The following is a 20,923-nucleotide window of genomic DNA, read 5'->3' as shown; positions in this document are numbered from 1 at the left end:
CTCCTCATAATCTCTAAAAAAAGATGTCAGGATAAGCAAACGGACTTACGCTCAGGGATTGGTACCCGCTAAAACAAAAAAATTTATGCAAGTTAATCCGCTTGAATGTTTCAATTTGACTTATTCAATAGTATTGTAACACCTCATACATCATTTTTCCATAGCCTTCTTGTTCGATACATAAAAAATTCATATAAGGCATCCAACAAAGTATTTCCTCTGTAAGGAAAAGCATACCTAATCAATAAAGCGGTTAGCTTGTACAAAAAAGGCGACAACTACACGCAAAATGCCATCCCTATTATATACTCTTAGACTTGCCCGGGCTCTTTAAAACATCAAATATTTTCCATTTGAGTTGTGGTAACCTGGTTTATTGTACCGATTTAAATAAAAAAACTGTCCCCTAAATTAGTTAGGAAACAGTCTTTTGTAAATCTTTACATATCATGAAATATGAAATTATCGTTCATTTATTTCCTTTAGTTAAAGACTACCGTCTTGTTCTCATGAACGAGAATTCGGTCTTCCACATGCCATTTTACAGCGCGGGCAAGTACAACACGTTCGATTGTACGACCAATTCTTTTTAGCTCAGGGACATCATCCCGATGACTTACACGCTCAACGTCCTGCTCAATAATCGGACCGCCATCAAGTTCTTCCGTCACATAGTGAGCGGTTGCTCCAATTAGTTTTACACCGCGGCCATAAGCTTGAGCATAAGGCTTACCGCCCACAAAGGCCGGCAAGAAGGAGTGATGGATATTAATAATACGATTCCGGTAATGTTCGATAAACGTTGGCGATATAATCTGCATATAGCGAGCCAGGATAATCACATCAATGTCTTCACCAATCACTTCAAGCTGACGCTCCTCAGCTTCTTTCTTCGTATCAGGCGTAACAGGAATATGATGATACGGAATACCAAAGGATTCAACGTAATCTTTCATATCCGGGTGGTTACTCACGACAAGGCCGATCTCCGCATCCAAATCTCCCGCTTGCCACTGCCACAAAAGCTCAACAAGACAGTGATCTTCTTTGGATACAAAAATGGCAAGCTTCTTACGTCTTGAGACATCGGAAATATACCACTCCATCTGAAACTGTTCAGCTATAGATCCAAAGTCCGATTCCAGCTTAGGCAAACGACTAGACAGCTGCGGAAGATCAAACTCCACCCGCATAAAGAACATGCCTCCGTCCGGATTCATCGAGTACTGATCGGATTGAATGATATTTGCCCCGTGATCGAACAAAAACTTCGAAACCGTAGCGACAATACCCGGAGCGTCTGGACAAGAAATCAGCATACGGGCACGATCGATATGTGCAGGTCTAACTTGTGTGTGTTTTGTGTGAATATCCATTGGTCAAATTTCTCCCCCTTGATTTAGATCAAAAACCTAAACTTTCACCAACGCTTCTTTACCAGCAAGCCATCCAATCAAACGATGATTTAATTGTTCCTCTGTAAGTTCAGGGAACAAGGCTGCATTTACAACCATATCATACAAGCGCTCGAGCGGTTCGCGAGGATCCGCTTTTTTCGCTTTTGCATCATTTTTGAGGAGTGTCCATGTGTCCAGCACAAAACGGCGGGATTCAATATCTTCCCCTGTAAAGAAATGATGGAGTCTCTCCACATCTTCAAGGAAACCTTCTCCAAAACGTCCCGCCACATCTCCGCGCAGCAAAGCAATTTCTGCTTCGTACATAGGACGCTGTTTTTTGGCATCTTTTCCGATCCATGGAGTTTCAAGTATAAACGGGCGACCTTTGAGCCGTTCATGATGGACAACGCGGTTAATGGTGTCAAAACCAATCCAACCTGCACCAATCGGCGTATGTCTATCTTTTTTTGCTCCCGATGGATTTTTACTATCATTAATATGCACGACTCCGATTCGGTCAAGACCCACCGTACGATCGAACTGTTCAAGAACACCATCTAGATCGCCTACGATATCGTAACCAGCATCATGAATATGGCAAGTATCCATACAAATAGTCAGACGTTCATTACGTTCAACCTTATCAATAATTCGGGCCAGTTCTTCAAAAGAACGTCCAATCTCTGTTCCTTTGCCTGCCATCGTTTCTAGTGCGATATTCACATCTGTTTCTTGGACTCCGTTTAATACTTCATTTAGTCCCTCTGCAATACGCTGAATACCATAGTCAGCATCTTTATCCGTAAAAGCACCGGGATGAAGCACAATATTCTTCACGCCGATCGCATGCGTACGGCGAATTTCTTCCTGTAGAAAACTTACTGCCAGTTCATAAGTGTGGTCTTTGTAAGAACCTAGATTGATGATATAAGGTGCATGCACCACAATCTCTTCAAATCCGCCCTCTTGCATTGCTTTTTTACCTTCTTCAAGGTACATAGATTCCATTGGTTTACGGCGCGTATTTTGCGGAGCACCTGTATATATCATAAACGAAGAAGAACCGTACGATGCCGCTTCTTCTGTTGCTGTCAGTAGACCCTTGCCCGAAAAGGATACGTGGGAACCGATTTTAAGCATCTTTTATCCCCCTAGATTTTAGAATGTAAAGTTTATTGTAACTTGATTATGAAAGCCAAGCAATACGATCCTCGTATGTAACATGCATCTCTCATCTTACCTTCATCTTTATCTCGCTATTCTATAGGAACAACTAGAAAAGGAGTGAGAATCTTATTTGTTAACTATCGAAATATATTCATATCTACGTTATAATTCAATAAAAGGATAAATTTAGAAAACGAATCCTCATTAAGAATTCATTCACAGCATCGTTTCATTTTAAACACAGAAATCACAGATTCATATTTATAAACTCTTTCATTTAATTTAGCGATTTTTATTTTACTCTATCCCTGAGGTGATTGATATGGATGTAATCCTGATTAACAGTAAGCTTAGTTCGGCGATGCCTAGCAACTGGTTTATGAACTCTATCGCGTTCTGGACCTTTCTTCTATTGGGAAGTATGGTAATCGGCGGTTTTTTTATGTTTCGTAAATTCTTGAAAGTTCTTCCTAAAGCCGATGGTAAATCCAAGCTAGATTGGCAGAATCACTGGGTCGAAGCAAGCCGTCATCTTTGGACAGACGAAGCAAAAAGTTTCTTAGACGAGCTGGTTCAGCCTGTACCTGGTCCTTTTCGTGATATTGCCAAGCATTCCATAGCTGCCGAGATTGGTAAGATTGCTCTTCAGAATCAGGCGAAAGAAGTAACAAGAGATCACTGTATTAAAGGATATATTGTGGCTACACCAAAAAGAGACAACCGCTTCCTCGTTACCTTTCTTGACAAGAAGCAGATTGACTATAAGCCTTACAAGCATCTATTGAACAAATAGACGTAAAAAGCAGCCTGTGTCTATTCGCAGCATTAACGCATTTCTATGCATTTATGTAATCATCAAGTGCATGAAGTAAAAGTCTTCTTACTATAGTAATAGTACAGAAGGCTTTTTTACGATTATCAAAAAGATACTTTATTGTTATTTCACTAAAGAAGCTCCTCGGTCAAGCTTAGCCATTTTGGCATGAGAACTGGATTTTATAATGAATTTGGTGTAAAGAAGAGAGTAAACGAACCAAAATCGTGTAATAAACAAATAGAACTGTGGTATAGGCTGTCATTTTTTACGTTGGTCAAAAGAGAGGGGCGAGATCATTATATGAAGCTTGCGATTTGCGGAGGTACAGGTTTTATAGGGAGTCATCTCTCTGAGTATTGGGCAAAGCAAGGACATGAAGTCATTATTGTGACAAGAAAAGCAAGTGATCATCATCCAGAATCCATTAAATATGTGACTTGGGATGATTTAAATAGCAATCCCCATCCACTGGAGTCACTGGATGCTATCGTTAATCTGGCTGGAGAATCGCTTAATCAGCGGTGGACAAAGGATACAAAGTCAAAAATAAGGCAATCTCGCCTGGATTCGGTTCACCGATTAGGAGATATTCTGGATCGGCTCACGAATAAACCGAAAGTAGTCGTTCAATCCTCAGCTGTTGGAATCTATGGCACCTCTCGAAAGGACACCTATAATGAATATTCTGAGGTAGCGAGCATCGATTTTCTATCTGACGTCTGCGTACAGTGGGAAAATGCAGCCCTGCAAAGGTTTAATAATACAAGGCTAGTCCTTGTCAGAACAGGCGTAGTTCTGGGCAGTAAGGGAGCCTACCCTCTCATGCAGTTACCTTATAAATTAGGGGTAGGCGGCCCTATTGGAGATGGAGAACAGTGGGTTTCGTGGATACATATGAATGACATGGTGAAACTGATCGATTACGCTGTGCGAACTCCTGATATAAGCGGTCCTGTGAATGCGACTTCTCCGCACCCTGTTGCGAATCGAGATTTTGGAAAGACCATTGGAAGAGTTCTGCATCGTCCTCACTGGTTTCCAGTACCTTCTTTTATGCTCAAAACAATGCTTGGCGAAATGTCCATTCTCATTTTGGAAGGTCAAAAAGCAGTGCCTGACAAAGCGCAGGAATGTGGGTTCCAATTCGATTATCCTCGCCTGGATGACGCGATTCGTCAGTTGAAAAACAGCTAGACATAACGAAAAGTATATTTCGATTCTGCAATGATAAAGAAATCGCCTTCTTCCAAGGGATATTCTTTATAAGGAATCATCGGCTGATCAAGCAATAGTGTACCGTTCATCGAATTTAAATCTTTAATATAGTATTGATCTTTGGACTTACTGATTTCTACATGTGCCCGGGATGTCCCCTTCCCTTCCTCTACGAATTGAGACACTTCCTGTGAGCGGCCAATAATAAAACTTGCTGTACCTAACTCCATTTGTTCAGGTGCAGTTTGGGGTGCTTGCCGTTCCAACATCCCCTTTTTGAAGGTCACCACAGCTGACTTACCAGGTAGGCTTGAAACTGATTCTGAATCAGTAAGAAGTACCGTAGCCTGGACATGAGATGAATTTAACATCTGCGTGCTATGACGCAAAGACTCATAGTAACTATCTGTTGTCTCATGCTCCTCATTGTCTAGTGATTTAGGTGCAGTAAAAGGGAAGTTAGAATCTGACGTTGAGGTTATTTGTTTAAAAGGAATGTTGATTTCATTATCAGATTCCGCTAGCTTAGATGGTGAGTTCCAACGCCACGGTTCCGCATCTTCTTTGTTTTTATTTCCACCACCGAAAATCCCCCTCTTCCCAGGAAAGTCAGTCTCATCTTTCTGCTGAAATAAGGAGGAAGAAGAAATTTTGCCTAGCCCAGCGAACTTTCCTGTAGATAGCACATAAGCAGCTGCAGCTAGTATTATGGTTAAAACCAAACACATCGTAAGCCTAATTGTCGTTGGCTCATCCATATAAAGAAATCTCCATAACACGGAGGCAAGGAGCATCCCACCCAGCCAGTAATAAATAGGCTTTGCAGGTTTTTCAGTCTCTTTCTCTTGTCCTTCATCAGAGTAATATTCACTCGATTCAAGGGGATCTTTCATAGAAAAAATAGGGTGCGGAATAGAACCCAGAGCTAGATCAGGTTTATTCTCATCCATCCGTTCAAATGGAGAACGACCGAGTGGGCTATGTGGAACAGACGAACCTAGACTCTCACTTGAGCGACTAGACAAGACCGGTATCTGTCTGGGTTTGGGTGCAGGTGTAGGTCTATGAAGTCTCTGCAAATCAGATATAACATCACCTGGTTGATTTATGAGGGGCCGTGATTCCCCCTGAAAATGATCATCTTTAGAAGACGAAGAAGATACACCAGCTGCGCTATCCGTTTTTGCAGAAGACTTACTTCCTATACCTGTCTCAGACATAAGTAGTTCATTCAATAGTTCCCGCAAGTCACCAAGCTGAAAATCCCTGTCATTACATAACTGCAAAATTCTTTGAATCCCCGTGCCTTCAAGCGCTTTGACATAAGGCATCATTCTGCTCATCATCTGACTTAATTGAATAGGTATAGATTCTGCTTCTTTTTCTAGTACAGCCGGTATATAGCATAAATACACTTTTGCTTTCTCAAGAGTTTCGGTTGTAAAGATATAATCCTCATGTAATACATACCTTTGCTCGTCAAGCATATACTGCGGACAAGTAAGTAATGTCTGAGTGATCTGCAGCAGTAATTGAAATAGGCCCGTTAAAGATAATTTCTCATGTCTTGCTGTCTGGGAAAGCATTTTTTTACCTGTTATATCATAATGAAACGTAATTTCTTGATTGATCTCTTTCATAGACATTGCTAGATGACCCGAAATAACATTGGACATCAGCATTTGCAGCTGTACCTCACTCAGTTCACTGCGAACAAATCCGCCTGTTTTATCAATCGTCATCATTGCTTTACCGTTATGTATAAAATCTCGTTTCAAGCTAATCATAACGTCTCTCCTTTAGACACTTCACTGTTCTATCCACCGTGTATAGTAAAACAAAGTTTTTTATAATACATATATTCCGCATGCGCTAATAAACCCCGGCAACACAGCAATCATAAAAGGAAACCGAAGTCCTTCCTTCAGTGGGCTGTAACTATGGACTGAATTTATTATCCCAATCTCAGGAATCACTCTACCAACTATATATAGAATGAGCTTACCCAATCGTTGAACCAGTTGTTTTTTCCATAATAAAATAATCAAACCAATTACGCCTGCAATGAGAATGGAGTACACCATCGCTTGAACTGTAAACAAGGCCCCGGTCCATGCCCCAATTCCGCCAAAGATTTTGACATCCCCCGCTCCCACAGCTCCAGCGAGATAAAGCACCAACATAATTCCAAATCCAGTACCAAATCCGCTGATACTCGCGAGTAAACCTTGAAATCCGCCTATACATAAATGTACGATCAGCCCGCTAATGATAGCGGACAAAGATAACAGATTAGGAATTCGCATCGATCTGACATCTGTAATAAATGCAGCTACCACAAAAATTCCACATCCATAATAAACAAGTTCCATCACATTCACTTCCTTCACGTCTTTGAAGCAACTTCAAACATCACTTCTAACCTAGCTCCATCACTTGTTTCAATGACAAAAGGCCACGTTCCCGCTGTCGTTCTTGTGCCGACAAACCATGTCCACTCCACATAACCATTCTCATCAGCCGTAGCCCATCCTACATGTTTGGCGGTGCTTTCTCCTGTTTTATAAAATACCGACAAATTTGCCGAAGCACCCGGAGTAATCTTCGCCCTGATGGTAGCCTGTCTCGCAATATAGGCAGGTTCCGGTTTGGATAACAGCGCTACATTTCCCTTCGCAGCGGTGGTTCCGTCTCCTTCTGTAGCTCCCTCATTTGTAGCCCCAATCCAGATCCGCTCTTTGCTGCTGGCCTGGATTCGAATGCTTTTCTTTGTAAAAGGAACTTTGAGCGGCATCTCATAAGTTAGCTCGATCCCGAAGTAAGGGTTTGTTTTTTCTTTCAGGTTCGGTAAGTCGATGCCGTTAACATGAATTCGGTCATATTCAAGTACGGTATTCTCGATTACCGGAGAGAGGAGCGGCTTAATTACCGGGTCTAAAATAGCTTCCGAAACTGAACTTTGCAGATGCTGTAGTGGTGCTTCTCCGCTAGCTGCTGCCATAGAAGCCCACTCACCAATCGGTTCGGGCAGAGCAGAAGCATATTTTGCAACTAAATCAGTCAATGACAATTCAGGGATCGGAAAAATCCCTCCCTCCCCCGTCCCTGGGATGTCCAAGCCATCTAATCCTGAATCTATTGAGCCTGCCGCATCAACTGCAAGCACTACAGGATACATATGTGCAGAGATTTTTTTCGCTGTTTCTGAGGCAGTGGTTTGCAGAGCCGTTACAAATAACGTCATCTGAACAAAATAAATAAGAAAGACGATAAAAAAGAGAAAGATCGGCATGACTAGAGAAGCATCGAGTACAATACTCCCTTTGTCCGACCTAAGACTACCACCTATCTTTCTCCTTCTTCTTTTCCATTTCTTCTGAATTTTCATAGTTTTATTAGCCCCTATTAATCTGAACTGGATATTCTAGTAGGAGTAATCCGATTGAATCGTGATATAAACGCTACCATTCTCTACACGATCAGCACTGCCTGATATAGTCCCTAACATTTTGGTTATTCCAGGTAAGAACCATAATTTCATCCTCATTCCTGTCTGCCCTGATGCATAGGTATATGATTTCGTCAGATCTATATCCGTGTTCAAACGGATCAAAGCCATCATTCGGGACATCTTCTTCTCGTTATTACTGTGCGCAAGCAAGAAAAACCGTAAATGATCACGGTAGGTTACCGATATCTGCTTTGCATATTTGGACAATTCTACTTTTCCGTCATCAGCAAGAGAATTCATATCAGCAAGTGCATGTTCAAGTCCATACAGAATTGCTTTTGAAAGAATAAGCAGTGGATTACCAAGCTTACTGCTCTCAACAAGACCCTCCATCGTCCTAATCGCAAGCCTTATTGTAAACACTTCGCCATAGGCCGCTGTAATATTTCCATAGGAATTATGAAACCCATAAATGATATACTCCAGTTCCTGACTTTCCGGTAGAAAAAACGATTCCGGTTCAAGCGTACTCGTGTTCGTCTTGCTGCCCGATAACATTGAAAGATCAACGGATGAAAAATAATGCATTGCATATTCATTCTGAAACAGCTCATCACCCAAAATATCAATAAACCCGGACATGCCTCCAAACATCTGATCCATGTTCGTCATCGCATCTCCACCCGCATCATAGGGGTCGTCAGACATTTCTGAGCTAACCGGTTCTTCACTACTCGTCTGGTTAAAGGAAATACTTTCATTAAAATAGGTTTCCAGTTCAGCAAACTGTTTTGTACTTTCTTCTAGACCGGCCGTAGCAACTAATAACTTGATTTTATTTTGAACTTCATTCAGTTTTTGCTGTGACTGCTTGTCCACCTTTGCTCTTTCTTTATCAGCTGCTCTATAATCATCGATCTGGTCTGCAGACTGATCTATTACATTACTGCTGCTAGATTTTACGTAGCGGTCCATATATCGCTGAATTTCCTTGTTCGCGGAAAGAACTTCATTTCTTTTATGATAGGTATCACCGCCTGTTAGGTTGCGAAGCGAATTTTCAGCAGTCATTACTTTTTGTTGTGCATTTGTGAAATCTGTTAATTGTTGATTCTGACTATTAGTAAAAGCGGCAAACTCCGTATCTTTCCGCACCAGTTCTTCTGTCTTCTTACGTAATTCAGCCCCACTTAAATTTCCAGATGATGATACTCCCTTGCCTGGTGTGTTTGCTTGACCAACTTTGTCATAAGCCTGATTAGCGGCTCTCGCCTCACCATCTTTAATGACCTGTTTCATTTGCTCATTCAGTTGCTTCGCCTCTTCGATCAGATCATTTGCCTCTTCAATCTTCTGCTTGTGTGTGCTTGTTGCATCTGTTCTCGCTTTTCCAAGACGAAGCAACACTCCTGTGAGATCCATCCGATACTCGCTTAGCTCCGAACCATATATTCTGAGGAGAGGCTCTCTTGCTTCATCTTCAGTGAATTTAGAGTAATAATCAGAGTACCTTGATGCTCCATCCGCTAATGAGCGAATGTTTCCACCCAGTGGGCTGTCACTGAAATAGTTGCTTGGAGGGTCCATAACCAGTTTTGCAACCATCTCCGACGTTTTCGCAGCTTCTCTTCTCTTTTTAATAGCTTGCTCAAGCGATTTTTCACGCTTGTCATACAGTTTCTGTAACTTCCGCAGTACGTCTACACTGTGAGCCGCTTGCTTTAGATCCTCTGAGAGAGGTTTAAATCTAGTTACCGCATCATATAAAAAATCGATCGGTGCTTTATATTTCATCTCTTCCTGTATCTGTTGATTAAAATGATCATACCTGCCCAGTTCACGTTCAAATACAAGACCTGAACTATCCAGTTGCATAGGAATAATGGCGAGTCCATCCCGATGAGGAATGGGCTTTGTACTATCATTGAGCACTTTAGACATGATGAAATCTCCTTGTTCACCGCTGTGTGCAAACAACCCATATCTTTGCTGGAGTTCCGGCATGTAGGAGGACATTACAGAACGAACAGCAGCATGAGATAACCTCTCTGTCTGAACTTTCATAGCTCCAATTCTTGCATAATCTATAAATACAGCAACAAACATGAAGATGACAGCAAGCACCATGGCCAGAAAAATAGTTACTGCTCCAGACTCCGATTCCCCTTTCTTAAACAATCGTTCCTCCCCCGCATCCTACAGTTATTTCCCCGTCAGCTTTCCGAGAATTTGTGCGATTTCTGATGGATCCCCGGGTGTTCCCATCCCCGAAAATCGTGCTCCATAATATCGAATCAACTCTATATTGCGGATGAACTCATCGGGCTCAACCACTGTTGCTTTCCCTGAATGATGAATTTTATGATCTTGATTAAGTAAGAAACCCACCATGGGTAAAGATACAAATTGATCTATTTTCGTTGTTATCTGCCGATTCATGAATTTATTCTCATACTCCATCGTCCCGCTGTACATTGGTGGAAGCGACGCAGCTGTCTGACTCATCTTCTGTGATGTAAGTGTGCCTTCTAATACCTCACTTGGAACAGATATAGAAGAAGTAGATTCTGCTCCAAACGTACCAAAAAGCGAACCAAGCATATGATCATCAGCCAATCTCCAGTACAACCTGTCATATTCATCCTCTAGAAATGCTCCTGTCTTCGGTTCCTTATGACTGTTCTCCCAGCTATAAACTGAGCGCTCCGAAGATGCAGACGCATACTGTGATAACATCGATTTTTGGTACAGCAACACGCAAAAGAACATTAATAAACATAGCGTAAACAAGATGACAGGAAACACGAGAGAAGCTTCAAGGGTGAAGCTCCCATCGTCGTTTTTTAATTTATGATACCTATTTAAAAAATTGGTCACTTTTTGTGTTCACCTGATCTAGTAATTTGTCGACGATCGCAGTAATTTGATTTTTAAAAATAAGACCAATTACAATAATGACCCCAATAATTAAAATCATCTCCAGCGTGCCGAGACCATCCTCTTCCTTCCAAAAACTAATTATTTTGTTTTTAACTGTTGTTATCATTTATATTTCCTCCTATAAATTCATCATCATAAACGAGGGTGCACCTACCATAATTACAATAACTAAAAAAATAACTACCATTGGAAACACGAGCTTAGATGAAGCCTGCTCCCCTTTAGTACGGCTGAGTGATTTTCTCTTCTCCCACAATACTCGCGACAACTCTCTTAGAGAGAGTACAAAATCATTGCCTCCCCGCCGAAAGTTAAGTAACACGGTCGTTGTAAAAATGGATACTTCCTGAACGCCGCATCGTTTACTAAACTGCTCAAAGGCTTGTTGAAATGAAAACCCACTGTTCCATTCTGCAATCATTTGCCTGAGTTCTATGTACAAAGGATGGTCAGAACTCTGTTTACGCTCCGTACAATGAATAATTGCCTTTTGGACGGTCTCCCCTGCGCCAACAAGCAAGACAACTTTGTTAAGGAATTCTGGCAGTTCCATTAAGATATCCTGTTCACGCAGCTTCACCTTCTCATGAAGATCCTTCAGCTGTGCAAAGGGAATAATAATGGCAAGCATGCATCCGATCGCAATTCCCATCATTTCTCCTTTTAACCCCAGCGTCATTACCGACCCACCAATTAGCGCAAGCCAGCTGTATACAAACATCTCCGCAAGAAACAACATCATTTTCTCATGACCATGTTTAGGACCATAGGCTCTCTGAATCGAATGCTGCACACGGTAAACAAACATTGGAAACTTTCTTACGAAGTCCAATCGTTCAATCAGGCCAATAAATGGGGCATGCAGTTTGCGAAATCGCAGTCCTGTCATCTCCACCTGATCCAGCTTCAGATACCTCGTTTTAGCTGTCCGATTGGCAAAAATCCACCACAAGGCAAGCAAAGCAGCCATCAAACTACAAATAATCATCAACAGTCCTCACCCCCTACACCCGAATATTCATAATACGGTTTACCCACAAGAAACAAGCAAACAAAACGATAATGGATACACTTGAAATGAGATATCCGGCTGGGCTATATAAAGGTGTAAGGAAATCTGGAGACGTGACACTAAGTACTAACAAAAACACGAAGGGAGAAGCAAACATCGCCTTTGACTCAAACTTTTTCTGAGAGATAGTTACTGCTATTTCTTGCTGAATATCTAGTTTTTCTCCTATGACCGAAGAAGTTCTTCTTACGACTTCAACCAGATCACCGCCTGTGCGTTTACAAGTAACAAATACATCTGCGAAGTTCGTAATATCCTCCATATGAGCACGATTTGCAAAATCTAATAAAGCTTCCTCAATCGGCTGACCATATTCCATTCGTGTACAGATGATCGTGAACTCTCGAATCAGATCATGATCCGCCTGCGGATCAAGCATTCGAAGATCCAGTACAGCTTCCCTAAATGCATTTTCTACGGACTTTCCGGCAGCAAGAGAGGAAGATAAAGAATAAAGTGCTTGCTTGAAGTGAAGACTGAGTGCCGATCGTCTTTTCTCAAGCAGGTATTGATTATAGTATTTAGGGATAAAGAATGCTGCTAAGGCTAAGATGCTACTCATCACTAAGTGATGATAGAATAAGTAACCGATACTGAAAAAAAGAATGGCGCTGATAATCATACATAATGTCCTTTGCCGCGAGCTTAAACGATGTACTGAATAGTCAGATAGTTTGCTACTAGGCTCTGCCTGTGCTAGGTCCTTGTTCTGGATAACCCTCCTACTCAAATTCACTTTCCTCCCCCTCTTAACTACCTTCATTAAATGGATAACGGATGCCGGCAGCCCGCAATTTGTCCACATGTACAAGCGAAGAGGAGTTCGGAACGAGTTCACCTACAATGCGCCCTTCTGCTTCACCACGTTCCTGAAACTGGTATAGACGATTCAGCCTCACCTCCCCATCTTCCATTCCGACGACTTCACTGATCTCCGTAACCCGCCGTGAACGATCTCTGAGTCTTGATAGATGAACAAATATATCGATAGCCGAACTGATCTGCTGTCTAACGACAACAATGGGCAGGTCAGCCCCGCTCAGTACCATCGTTTCTAAACGACTCACCATATCGACAATACTGTTTGAGTGTCCTGTTGATAACGATCCATCATGCCCGGTGTTCATTGCCTGCAGCATATCTAGGGCTTCACTCCCCCGAACCTCTCCTACAATAATTCGATTGGGTCTCATCCGAAGAGAAGATCGAATGAGATCACGGATTGATATTTCCCCTCTGCCTTCCGTATTGGCATTGCGTGTCTCGAGCGATACAAGATTCGGCACAGTAACAATCTGTAGCTCCGCTGAATCTTCTATCGTAATGATTCGCTCACTGCTAGGAACATATTGAGACAAGGCATTCAGGAAAGTGGTTTTCCCCGATCCGGTTCCACCGCTGATAAAAATGTTGTATTTGCTCTTTACGAGCTTTTGCAACAGCTGTGCTGCCTCTTCGGTGAGAGCACCCATACAAACTAGATCTTCCATGCTCATCGGTTTCTCTGGGAACTTACGGATGGTCATTGTGGGACCCTTCAGAGCAATCGGCGGTAAAACAATATTCACCCGGGACCCATCTTTCAGCCTCGCATCCACGATCGGAGAAGACTCATTAACGATGCGGTTTACCCCGGAGACAATCGACTGAATAATATCTTCGAGCCGATCTGCGGATTCAAATGCGATGGGCAGCTTTTTAACTTCACCACGTTCTTCAATAAAAATCTCGTGATGACTATTAATCATAATCTCTGTAATATTCGGGTTATCTACAAGCGGTTGCAACACATCAAGTCCTCGAAAGGAATCATATAATCGTCTAATTAGGGTCTGCTTTTCTCCGGAAGTCAGATGTACCAGATCTGGATGATAAAGCACCCTGCGCTCGATGTGCTCCATGAGTTCCGAATCCCCCGCAGATGAAGTCACATCCAGTCCCGAACGCACCGTCTTTCTTAATTCCTTAAACCATGCCTCATTCATGCTGTATTCTCCCTGTTCAGTACGCCAATAGCTTCACAAAGCTTACTCATTTCCTTCTGATATATCGGTGAGCTCAGCAGTAAATCAGGTTCCCGCATCTGTTTCCAAGAAGGGATATAAGGTAGATAATGTTCTGCCATCATCTCTTCGCCCGGAAGCTCGTTTGCCATATTCCCCATATAACGATTAATGACATGCAATGTTTTTCGCATCCTATTCTCGTACTGTTCTGGATCAAGCTGCTTATGAAACTTCATCCATTCCTTGTATTTATTCATCGTATGAATATCATCAGATAACAGCCATATCAGCAACTGAGATTCCTCCATCACCGCTTCCGAGCGCAAGTCCCACACCGAATCTTGATCTGTAATAACAAAATGGTATTGACCTGACTCCGTAATGAGACGAATCAATTCACTCGTATCTGATTTGTTCATCTGAAGCAGCTCTTTGCGATTTTTTGCTGGAATAAAACAATCTGCTTGAATACGTTCATTCCGAATCGTATACGACTTTAGATCGATCCGGTCCTTCTTCTCCCCATGAAAGCTGCTATTTGGTATCTTATTAGTTCTTAGCTGATACAATAATTGACTAAAAGAATCTCCTCCTGATTCGGATTGCATTTCCATAGATGTTGTATGTAAAAATGGCCCCGTACTATCGATGGTTTCTAGATTCAGATAAAATACCGAATAACCGGACCGCCCGAGCTGCTTAGCTAGATTGAGCGCAACGGTTGTTTTACCGCAGCCCCCGGAAGCCGAAGTGACCCCAATCACCCATGTTTGTTCACCGTTGAATCTACCTTTCTCTCGTCTACTCGAACTTAGCAGCACTTCTTCCCATTTTGCTAAGATGGCGGGCAAAGGCTGATACTTCCTAATTTCCGTTTGATTTTCTTCAGAAACAAACTGCTCTGTAAATAGAAGAACAGGTACTTTATCTGCAAAAGGACTGGAGATCCATTTTTCAATAAATTGCTCTTCCACTACTACTAAGTCCGGCGTAGAGGTTGGACTTAGTTCCTCTATGTATCTAGACATTGCTTCCGGCTGCGAAAAAGCGGTCACCTGAAATACGGCTGAATACGAACTCCCCTGAATGAAATCTAGCAGCGCCTCAACATATTCCAAACTGCTGCTTGCAAGTAGCACTCTATTCATCAATCATCATACCTTTCCCCTTCCACAGCAAAAAAGCACCGCCCATTACCGCAAGATTCCCTGCGATATATGGACGGTGCTTCCGTCACGTGCTGATTAAGTTAACGCTAGATTAGCACAATTTTCCACAAGCATCAAGAACAAATTTCGATTCCCTTATATCCTTTTTATAAAAAGCGAAGAATACAATGTAAGTTTAGCAAACGTTCGTTCCCTTTCTTTTACGGATATAGTACACTTATAGAGGTCCACGCATACATACTATACATCTTAGAATGGAGTGTTTTTCATGTCTTTTTTGAGACGGTGGATGATTCCACTTGTCCTGAGTATCACTGTTCTTACGGCTGGTTGCGGTGAGATTCAGTTAGGAGATTCTATCACTGATACGAATACAGGTAGTACATCAAATACAGGTACTTCTACTGGAACATCAAGTACAGATAATACATCAGATCAATCAACTGCGGATTATAAATATCCAAGAGTGCCGGTCACTCTCGACCGTGCTGTGGACGGAGATACCTTGAAAGTGATGTACGAAGGCAAGAGCCAATCTGTCCGCTTGCTGCTGGTCGACACACCCGAGACATCCCATCCCAAACTCGGTGTACAACCACTTGGTCAAGAAGCAAAGCAATATACGAAACAAGTATTAGAAAAAGCAAAGAAAATCGAACTTGAATTTGATATCGGTCCCAACCGGGATAAATACTCTCGACTGCTTGCCTACGTCTATGTGGATGGCGTAATGCTCCAAGAATCACTGCTTAAGAAGGGTTATGCAAGGGTTGCTTACATCTATCCGCCGAATGTTCGTTATGTGGATCAGTTTGAAGCCATTCAGAACAAAAGCAAAAAACAAGCGTTAGGTATTTGGAAATATGAGAACTATGCACAAGAAGATGGATTTCATCCTACTGAATATCAGGAAGACAGCAGTACTACTTCAAACAGCACGACTAACGGAACTGCATCTTCTAATGGGAATAGTACTTCTTCTACTCCGCCTAACAATACCTGTACCATTAAAGGAAATATCAATGCTAAGGGAGAGAAAATTTACCACACCACTGCATCTCGTAACTACAAATCAACCCAACCAGAGGCTTGGTTTTGTACAGAAGCGGAAGCGGTAGCTGCTGGTTATAGAGCTCCTAAAAATTAAAATAAGGCAGCCAAATAGTGAACTGCCTTCACTTGTTAGATCTCACTAACAGATGGAGGTACAGTTACGACTACTGGCTGCCTTATTTTATTTATCATCCTATTTATAAAAATCGTTTACGGATCTCTGGAGTAGGTAACATACAAGCATCATCTTCATCTTTGCCAAACCAGCGGTAACGATTACGAGCAACCACATTATATACCCGGTCTCGAACCGCAGCCGGAATCATCAAGAATACGGAAGCAAGCTTATAAGGGAACCCCAGCTTTTTCGCTATATGCAGTGCGCCCGTGGAACGAGTGTAGTACTCCCCTTGTTCAATAAATACAAACGTATCCATAGAATGAAGAGATAATCCACCATGTTCAAGCAGTTTCTGACCGATCTCTGATTGAAGTGAAGCAAAGTGAAAATCCCCCTTGCCATCTCGCTGGATAATCCATTTCGTGAGTCCTTGACATAAATGACACACTCCGTCAATGAGCACAATATTAAGATTCATATATGGTTTCATATCACACTGAGATTCACTCTTCATGGTTCCACCCCTTAGTTGAACTTAACCACTCTAGACTATAAGTATATAGAAAAAAAAGCGCCGTGATCTCACGGACGCTCATCATAACAAGCTATTCCTACTTGATAGCTTGTTCGATCAATTGATCATTCATAATTTGCTCATGAATATCGCCTGCAAATTTCTCCATACATTTACAGATGAAATCCTTACGGCAAATCGGGCAAGGAGTCTTCTGAAGACGGCTGATGCTAGTCATGTGCCATTCCGGTTTGTTGGAATAAAATACACGACAAAGCGTTCCATCCTGAAGCTTCATTGTAAATTCGTAAAGTCCCGATTCTTCATTGCGGCTAGCAGTTGTTAAGTCAACAATCTGGGGTCTATAAGACATGTAATCACCTGTGATTTCAAATTTATTCATGCCACGTACATATTAGTACTTAGTCATATTAAAGAATTTTAACCCTGATGTCAAATCAATATACCCCTGTATTAAAACAATATTTAAATGGATCGTAAAGTCACCTATAAAAGTGGAGACCTTGGCGAACCCACCAAGGTCTCTTTTATATCTCACGAAAGATCGTCTATTTAAACACGATTTTTCTGCAAGATCCTATTTTATATACTTAAATGACGTTAAGTTCAACGGGAATGTTACCGCGTGTAGCTTTGGAATAAGGACAGAAATCATGTGCTTTCTTAGCCAAGTCTTCTGCCTTCGCACGGTCTATACCTGGGATCTTCACATCGAGTCGAACGGCAAGCTGGAACCCGTCATCTTTCGGATCCTTCCCGATCATTACATTACTTGTGATTTCTACATCACTTAATTTCACGCCTTCTTTACGAGCGATATTGCTCAGTGCGCTTTCGTAACATGCACCATAACCTGCTGCAAATAGTTGCTCTGGATTAGTAGCGTTTCCGCCTGCACCGCCCAATTCTTTTGGAGTAGATAAGTCGTGGCGAAGTACACCATCTGATGTTTCAAAAGATCCATCTCTTCCTCCGCGTACGGTTGCGCTTGCTGTATACAATGCTTCCATCTTAATCGCTCCTTATCCTAGTAAATTTAGTTATTAACATCTTATTTCCTATCTTGTTATGTTAGGATGTGATGTTCGTGCATATTTATTTTTAAACTTCTCACAGAAAATAAAACAAATTCAATAAAGTTAACTGATTTCTGAGGATCGAGGGCAACCCGTTATATTCCTTCTATATATAGAGATCTACTATAGATGTTCGTCGTACGAAGAATTATTGGTGCTATTCATCTTTATCTGTACATCTGATAAGATAAACTCCCTAATTATTTATTTCTTTTGGTTTATTATTCCAATATTGACTTATTTCTACACCTGTATTACCATCTTTGCGCAACTAGAACCCTGTGTTTTGGAACACTCCGTCTTACGAAATGAGTTACTGATCCTCCCTTGACCTAAATAAACAGGAAAGGAACGTTGTCATGACGATTGATCTAACAGGATTTGTTCATCAAGTAACGATTAATGAGCTCCATGTCTGCTCTGTTCGAATTCTTCAAGGCGGGAAGCCCGCTGGGGTCTGGGATTAAACAAGAGATGAGCGTCGTTTGCAGCATTCGGTCAGTAAATCTTTTACCAGTATGGCGGTGGGTCTTGCACTAGAAGAAGGAAAATTGTCACTCGAAACAAAACTCAGTGATTTCTTTTCTTATTCTACAACTCATAAATCAACCAGCCCCATGATCCCTTCCCCTGGAGAAATCACACTATATGAACTGCTGACGATGTCAACAGGACATGATAACCCTCCATTATGGGCCCATGAGCGCAATACTCTCATAGAAAAAGACTGGGTCAAACATTATCTCTCTTTACCTCTGGACCGTGCACCAGGAGAACAATTTACATACAGCAGCGGAGATACTTTTATGATATCTGCTCTTGTGCAAGCGGCAGTGGGTGAAACGGTTCGGGATTATTTGGTTCCTCGGCTATTTACTCCGCTGGGGATATATGATGTGGAGTGGGATAGTTCACCGCTTGGCGTTACACTTGGTTGTACTGGGCTTAACATCAGCAATGAAGAATTGACACGGTTCGGTCAGTTGCTATTGAACAAAGGAAAATGGAATGGAGAACAATTAATCCCAGAGTCTTGGATCACTTATGCTACCCGCAAACATATAAATACTCCTGCTGAAGGAGACTGGCGAGTCGGATACGGCTGTCAGTTCTGGATGTGTACTCACGGAGCATACCGTGCAGATGGAGCTCACGGTCAGCTGCTTGTCGTCTTACCTGATAAAGAAGCGGTAATCGCGATCAATAGCGAAGAAAATAATATCCAAGGAATTATGGATGCCATTTGGTCTGAATTGTATCCACAATTAGGATGAAGCTTTAACCTAATACCCTATCTATGAAAGATACTTTAGCAAGCAAAGATAGCTTTTCAATTCTTTGCTTGTTTTTTTGTGTATTCAAAATATGTATTTAAGTTTATATGTAAAAATGAACATGTCCCGCATTTTTCATTTATTTCATCCGCGCATAAATGTTGCTCTAGACAAATAAACTTGAAGTAGTACAATATATTTTGTAAACACAAGATATTTTCTGAAAAAAGATTAAACATTCATTTATAATTTTCATTTTCAATAGAAACAGGTGACATCTTATGAGTTTTTCTAAAAAACAAAAACAAAATTCAATGTACTCTTTATCTGGAGCAGATTCGGGAGATGGAAGTTATACAGGTTCTCTTACGGTGCCCACAGACGCATCCTGGTTTCGTAAGCTGCTTGCTTTTACCGGCCCCGGCTTCCTTGTCGCCGTTGGATACATGGACCCAGGGAACTGGGCAACAGATATCGCCGGCGGATCCCAGTTTGGCTATCGCCTGCTGTTTGTCATCGTCCTGTCTAATCTCATGGCCGTTGTACTCCAGACGCTCTCAGGCAAGCTCGGACTGGTTACAGGTAAAGACCTTGCACAAGCTTGCCGTGAACGTTTCAACCCCGCAGTTGTTGCCGTACTCTGGGTTCTCGCAGAACTAGCCATTGCAGCTACGGATCTCGCAGAAGTCATAGGTTCAGCCATTGCACTTAATTTGTTGTTTGGTATCCCCATTCTGTATGGCGTTATTATTACAGCAGTCGATGTTCTTCTGATTCTGCTCCTTCAGAACAAGGGAGTTCGGACTTTAGAAAGTATCGTCATCGTCTTAATGGGTACCATTGCGGTTTGTTTTGGAATTGATTTGTTTATGGCGCATCCCAGCAGATCCGGTATTATGAATGGTCTCGTTCCCGATGCCGAAGTGCTGCGTAATCCTGAAATGCTCTATATAGCCATTGGTATTCTTGGTGCAACGGTTATGCCGCATAATCTATATCTCCATTCTTCTATCGTGAAGTCTCGTAAGATTGAAAATACGGTCAAAGCCAAAAAAGAAGCGATCCATTATACGACGATTGATTCGACGATCGCACTGACGATTGCCATGTTTATCAATGGCGCGATCCTCGTGGTCTCCGCAGCTGCGTTTCACCAAGCAGGGATGTTCGATGTAGCAGATATAACGGATGCATATCATCTGCTTACCCCGCTTCTTGGAACGACGATGGCCAGTATTTTATTCGGAATTGCACTACTCGCTTCAGGGCAAAACTCAACACTTACCGGTACACTGTCCGGTCAGATTGTAATGGAGGGTTTCCTTAATATCAGATTGCCTGCATGGCTAAGACGACTTGCGACCCGGCTTATTGCCATCATCCCTGCTGTCATTGTTACGGCGATTGCAGGTGAGAAAGGTACTACCGATCTACTGATTCTGAGCCAAGTCATTTTATCGTTGCAGCTTCCTTTTGCCGTCATTCCGCTTGTCATGTTTACAAGCAGTAAAGAAATGATGGGCGAATTCGTCAACAAAAAATGGCTAAGCATCTTATCTTGGACCATTGCGGGAATTATTGTCATCTTAAATGTATGTCTGCTCGCATTAACCCTTTTCTAAGCAAA

20 protein-coding genes are annotated in these 20,923 nt (G+C 42.0%); 5 read left to right on the top strand and 15 right to left on the bottom strand.

Annotated features, from left to right (window positions below; translation table 11 throughout):
• Nucleotides 1-482: 482 nt before the first annotated feature.
• Nucleotides 483-1,376 (bottom strand): formyltetrahydrofolate deformylase, encoded by an 894-nt coding sequence (gene purU, locus H9647_RS00730; protein WP_191797258.1) that lies wholly within the window; start codon nucleotides 1,374-1,376, stop codon nucleotides 483-485.
• A gap of 36 nt (nucleotides 1,377-1,412) precedes the next feature.
• Nucleotides 1,413-2,540, bottom strand: a complete 1,128-nt coding sequence (locus H9647_RS00725) for a deoxyribonuclease IV (RefSeq protein ID WP_191797256.1) — start codon at nucleotides 2,538-2,540, stop codon at nucleotides 1,413-1,415.
• A gap of 349 nt (nucleotides 2,541-2,889) precedes the next feature.
• Here H9647_RS00725 and H9647_RS00720 point away from each other — a divergent pair, with 349 nt between their 5' ends.
• Both H9647_RS00720 and H9647_RS00715 read left to right on the top strand, forming a co-directional pair.
• Entirely contained in the window at nucleotides 2,890-3,360 is a 471-nt protein-coding gene (locus H9647_RS00720) for a DUF2621 domain-containing protein (protein ID WP_191797254.1), read from the top strand.
• A gap of 324 nt (nucleotides 3,361-3,684) precedes the next feature.
• Nucleotides 3,685-4,578, top strand: coding sequence for a TIGR01777 family oxidoreductase (locus H9647_RS00715; protein ID WP_191797252.1), 894 nt, complete (start codon nucleotides 3,685-3,687; stop codon nucleotides 4,576-4,578).
• On the opposite strand, the gene H9647_RS00710 is transcribed toward H9647_RS00715, so the two are convergent.
• From H9647_RS00710 to H9647_RS00665, 10 genes are read right to left on the bottom strand one after another with little or no spacing between them, the layout of a single operon-like run.
• On the bottom strand, nucleotides 4,575-6,386 hold the full coding sequence (locus H9647_RS00710; RefSeq protein ID WP_191797251.1) for a DUF6382 domain-containing protein: 1,812 nt from the start codon (nucleotides 6,384-6,386) through the stop codon (nucleotides 4,575-4,577). The two genes, H9647_RS00715 and H9647_RS00710, sit on opposite strands and share 4 nt — an antisense overlap.
• A 60-nt stretch (nucleotides 6,387-6,446) precedes the next feature.
• Complete coding sequence (locus H9647_RS00705) at nucleotides 6,447-6,989, bottom strand: A24 family peptidase (RefSeq protein WP_318245238.1); 543 nt, start codon at nucleotides 6,987-6,989, stop codon at nucleotides 6,447-6,449.
• Nucleotides 6,986-7,987: a pilus assembly protein gene (locus H9647_RS00700; protein WP_191797249.1), complete on the bottom strand. Its 1,002-nt coding sequence runs from the start codon at nucleotides 7,985-7,987 to the stop codon at nucleotides 6,986-6,988. The genes H9647_RS00705 and H9647_RS00700 overlap by 4 nt, the downstream gene beginning before the upstream one ends.
• A gap of 36 nt (nucleotides 7,988-8,023) precedes the next feature.
• Nucleotides 8,024-10,228 carry a hypothetical protein gene (locus H9647_RS00695; RefSeq protein ID WP_191797247.1) on the bottom strand — a complete coding sequence of 735 codons (2,205 nt, stop codon included), beginning with the start codon at nucleotides 10,226-10,228 and terminating at the stop codon, nucleotides 8,024-8,026.
• A gap of 24 nt (nucleotides 10,229-10,252) precedes the next feature.
• A complete protein-coding gene (locus H9647_RS00690) occupies nucleotides 10,253-10,927 on the bottom strand; it encodes a TadE family protein (protein WP_191797245.1) in 675 nt (224 codons plus the stop codon).
• Nucleotides 10,908-11,096 carry a Flp1 family type IVb pilin gene (locus H9647_RS00685; protein ID WP_191797243.1) on the bottom strand — a complete coding sequence of 63 codons (189 nt, stop codon included), beginning with the start codon at nucleotides 11,094-11,096 and terminating at the stop codon, nucleotides 10,908-10,910. The genes H9647_RS00690 and H9647_RS00685 overlap by 20 nt, the downstream gene beginning before the upstream one ends.
• Before the next feature lie 12 nt (nucleotides 11,097-11,108).
• Nucleotides 11,109-11,984, bottom strand: coding sequence for a type II secretion system F family protein (locus H9647_RS00680; RefSeq protein ID WP_404822574.1), 876 nt, complete (start codon nucleotides 11,982-11,984; stop codon nucleotides 11,109-11,111).
• A 10-nt stretch (nucleotides 11,985-11,994) separates the two neighbouring features.
• Nucleotides 11,995-12,825 carry a type II secretion system F family protein gene (locus H9647_RS00675; RefSeq protein ID WP_191797241.1) on the bottom strand — a complete coding sequence of 277 codons (831 nt, stop codon included), beginning with the start codon at nucleotides 12,823-12,825 and terminating at the stop codon, nucleotides 11,995-11,997.
• Entirely contained in the window at nucleotides 12,812-14,047 is a 1,236-nt protein-coding gene (locus H9647_RS00670) for a CpaF family protein (protein WP_191797239.1), read from the bottom strand. The genes H9647_RS00675 and H9647_RS00670 overlap by 14 nt, the downstream gene beginning before the upstream one ends.
• Nucleotides 14,044-15,216 carry a nucleotide-binding protein gene (locus tag H9647_RS00665; RefSeq protein WP_191797237.1) on the bottom strand — a complete coding sequence of 391 codons (1,173 nt, stop codon included), beginning with the start codon at nucleotides 15,214-15,216 and terminating at the stop codon, nucleotides 14,044-14,046. The genes H9647_RS00670 and H9647_RS00665 overlap by 4 nt, the downstream gene beginning before the upstream one ends.
• Nucleotides 15,217-15,505: 289 nt before the next feature.
• On the opposite strand from H9647_RS00665, the gene H9647_RS00660 reads away from it, so the two are divergent.
• A complete protein-coding gene (locus H9647_RS00660; protein WP_225228978.1) occupies nucleotides 15,506-16,384 on the top strand; it encodes a thermonuclease family protein in 879 nt (292 codons plus the stop codon).
• Between the two features lie 103 nt (nucleotides 16,385-16,487).
• On the opposite strand, the gene H9647_RS00655 is transcribed toward H9647_RS00660, so the two are convergent.
• The 3 genes from H9647_RS00655 to H9647_RS00645 all read right to left on the bottom strand — a co-directional run bounded on the left by H9647_RS00655 (nucleotide 16,488) and on the right by H9647_RS00645 (nucleotide 17,956).
• The gene (locus tag H9647_RS00655) at nucleotides 16,488-16,925 is read right to left on the bottom strand and encodes a thiol-disulfide oxidoreductase DCC family protein (protein ID WP_191797236.1); all 438 of its coding nucleotides are present in this window, start codon (nucleotides 16,923-16,925) and stop codon (nucleotides 16,488-16,490) included.
• Between the two features lie 97 nt (nucleotides 16,926-17,022).
• Nucleotides 17,023-17,298: a hypothetical protein gene (locus H9647_RS00650; RefSeq protein ID WP_191797234.1), complete on the bottom strand. Its 276-nt coding sequence runs from the start codon at nucleotides 17,296-17,298 to the stop codon at nucleotides 17,023-17,025.
• Nucleotides 17,299-17,536: 238 nt separating this feature from the next.
• Nucleotides 17,537-17,956: an organic hydroperoxide resistance protein gene (locus H9647_RS00645; RefSeq protein WP_191797232.1), complete on the bottom strand. Its 420-nt coding sequence runs from the start codon at nucleotides 17,954-17,956 to the stop codon at nucleotides 17,537-17,539.
• A gap of 551 nt (nucleotides 17,957-18,507) precedes the next feature.
• Here H9647_RS00645 and H9647_RS00640 point away from each other — a divergent pair.
• Together H9647_RS00640 and H9647_RS00635 are read left to right on the top strand one after the other, a co-directional pair.
• Entirely contained in the window at nucleotides 18,508-19,296 is a 789-nt protein-coding gene (locus tag H9647_RS00640) for a serine hydrolase domain-containing protein (protein WP_225228977.1), read from the top strand.
• 314 nt (nucleotides 19,297-19,610) lie between these two features.
• The gene (locus H9647_RS00635; RefSeq protein ID WP_191798588.1) at nucleotides 19,611-20,918 is read left to right on the top strand and encodes an Nramp family divalent metal transporter; all 1,308 of its coding nucleotides are present in this window, start codon (nucleotides 19,611-19,613) and stop codon (nucleotides 20,916-20,918) included.
• The last annotated feature ends 5 nt before the right edge of the window (nucleotides 20,919-20,923 follow it).

This window comes from Paenibacillus gallinarum (genome assembly GCF_014836635.1).
GTDB classification, from domain to species: Bacteria; Bacillota; Bacilli; order Paenibacillales; family Paenibacillaceae; genus Paenibacillus; species Paenibacillus gallinarum.
This window is presented reverse-complemented; position numbering and strand designations above follow the sequence as displayed.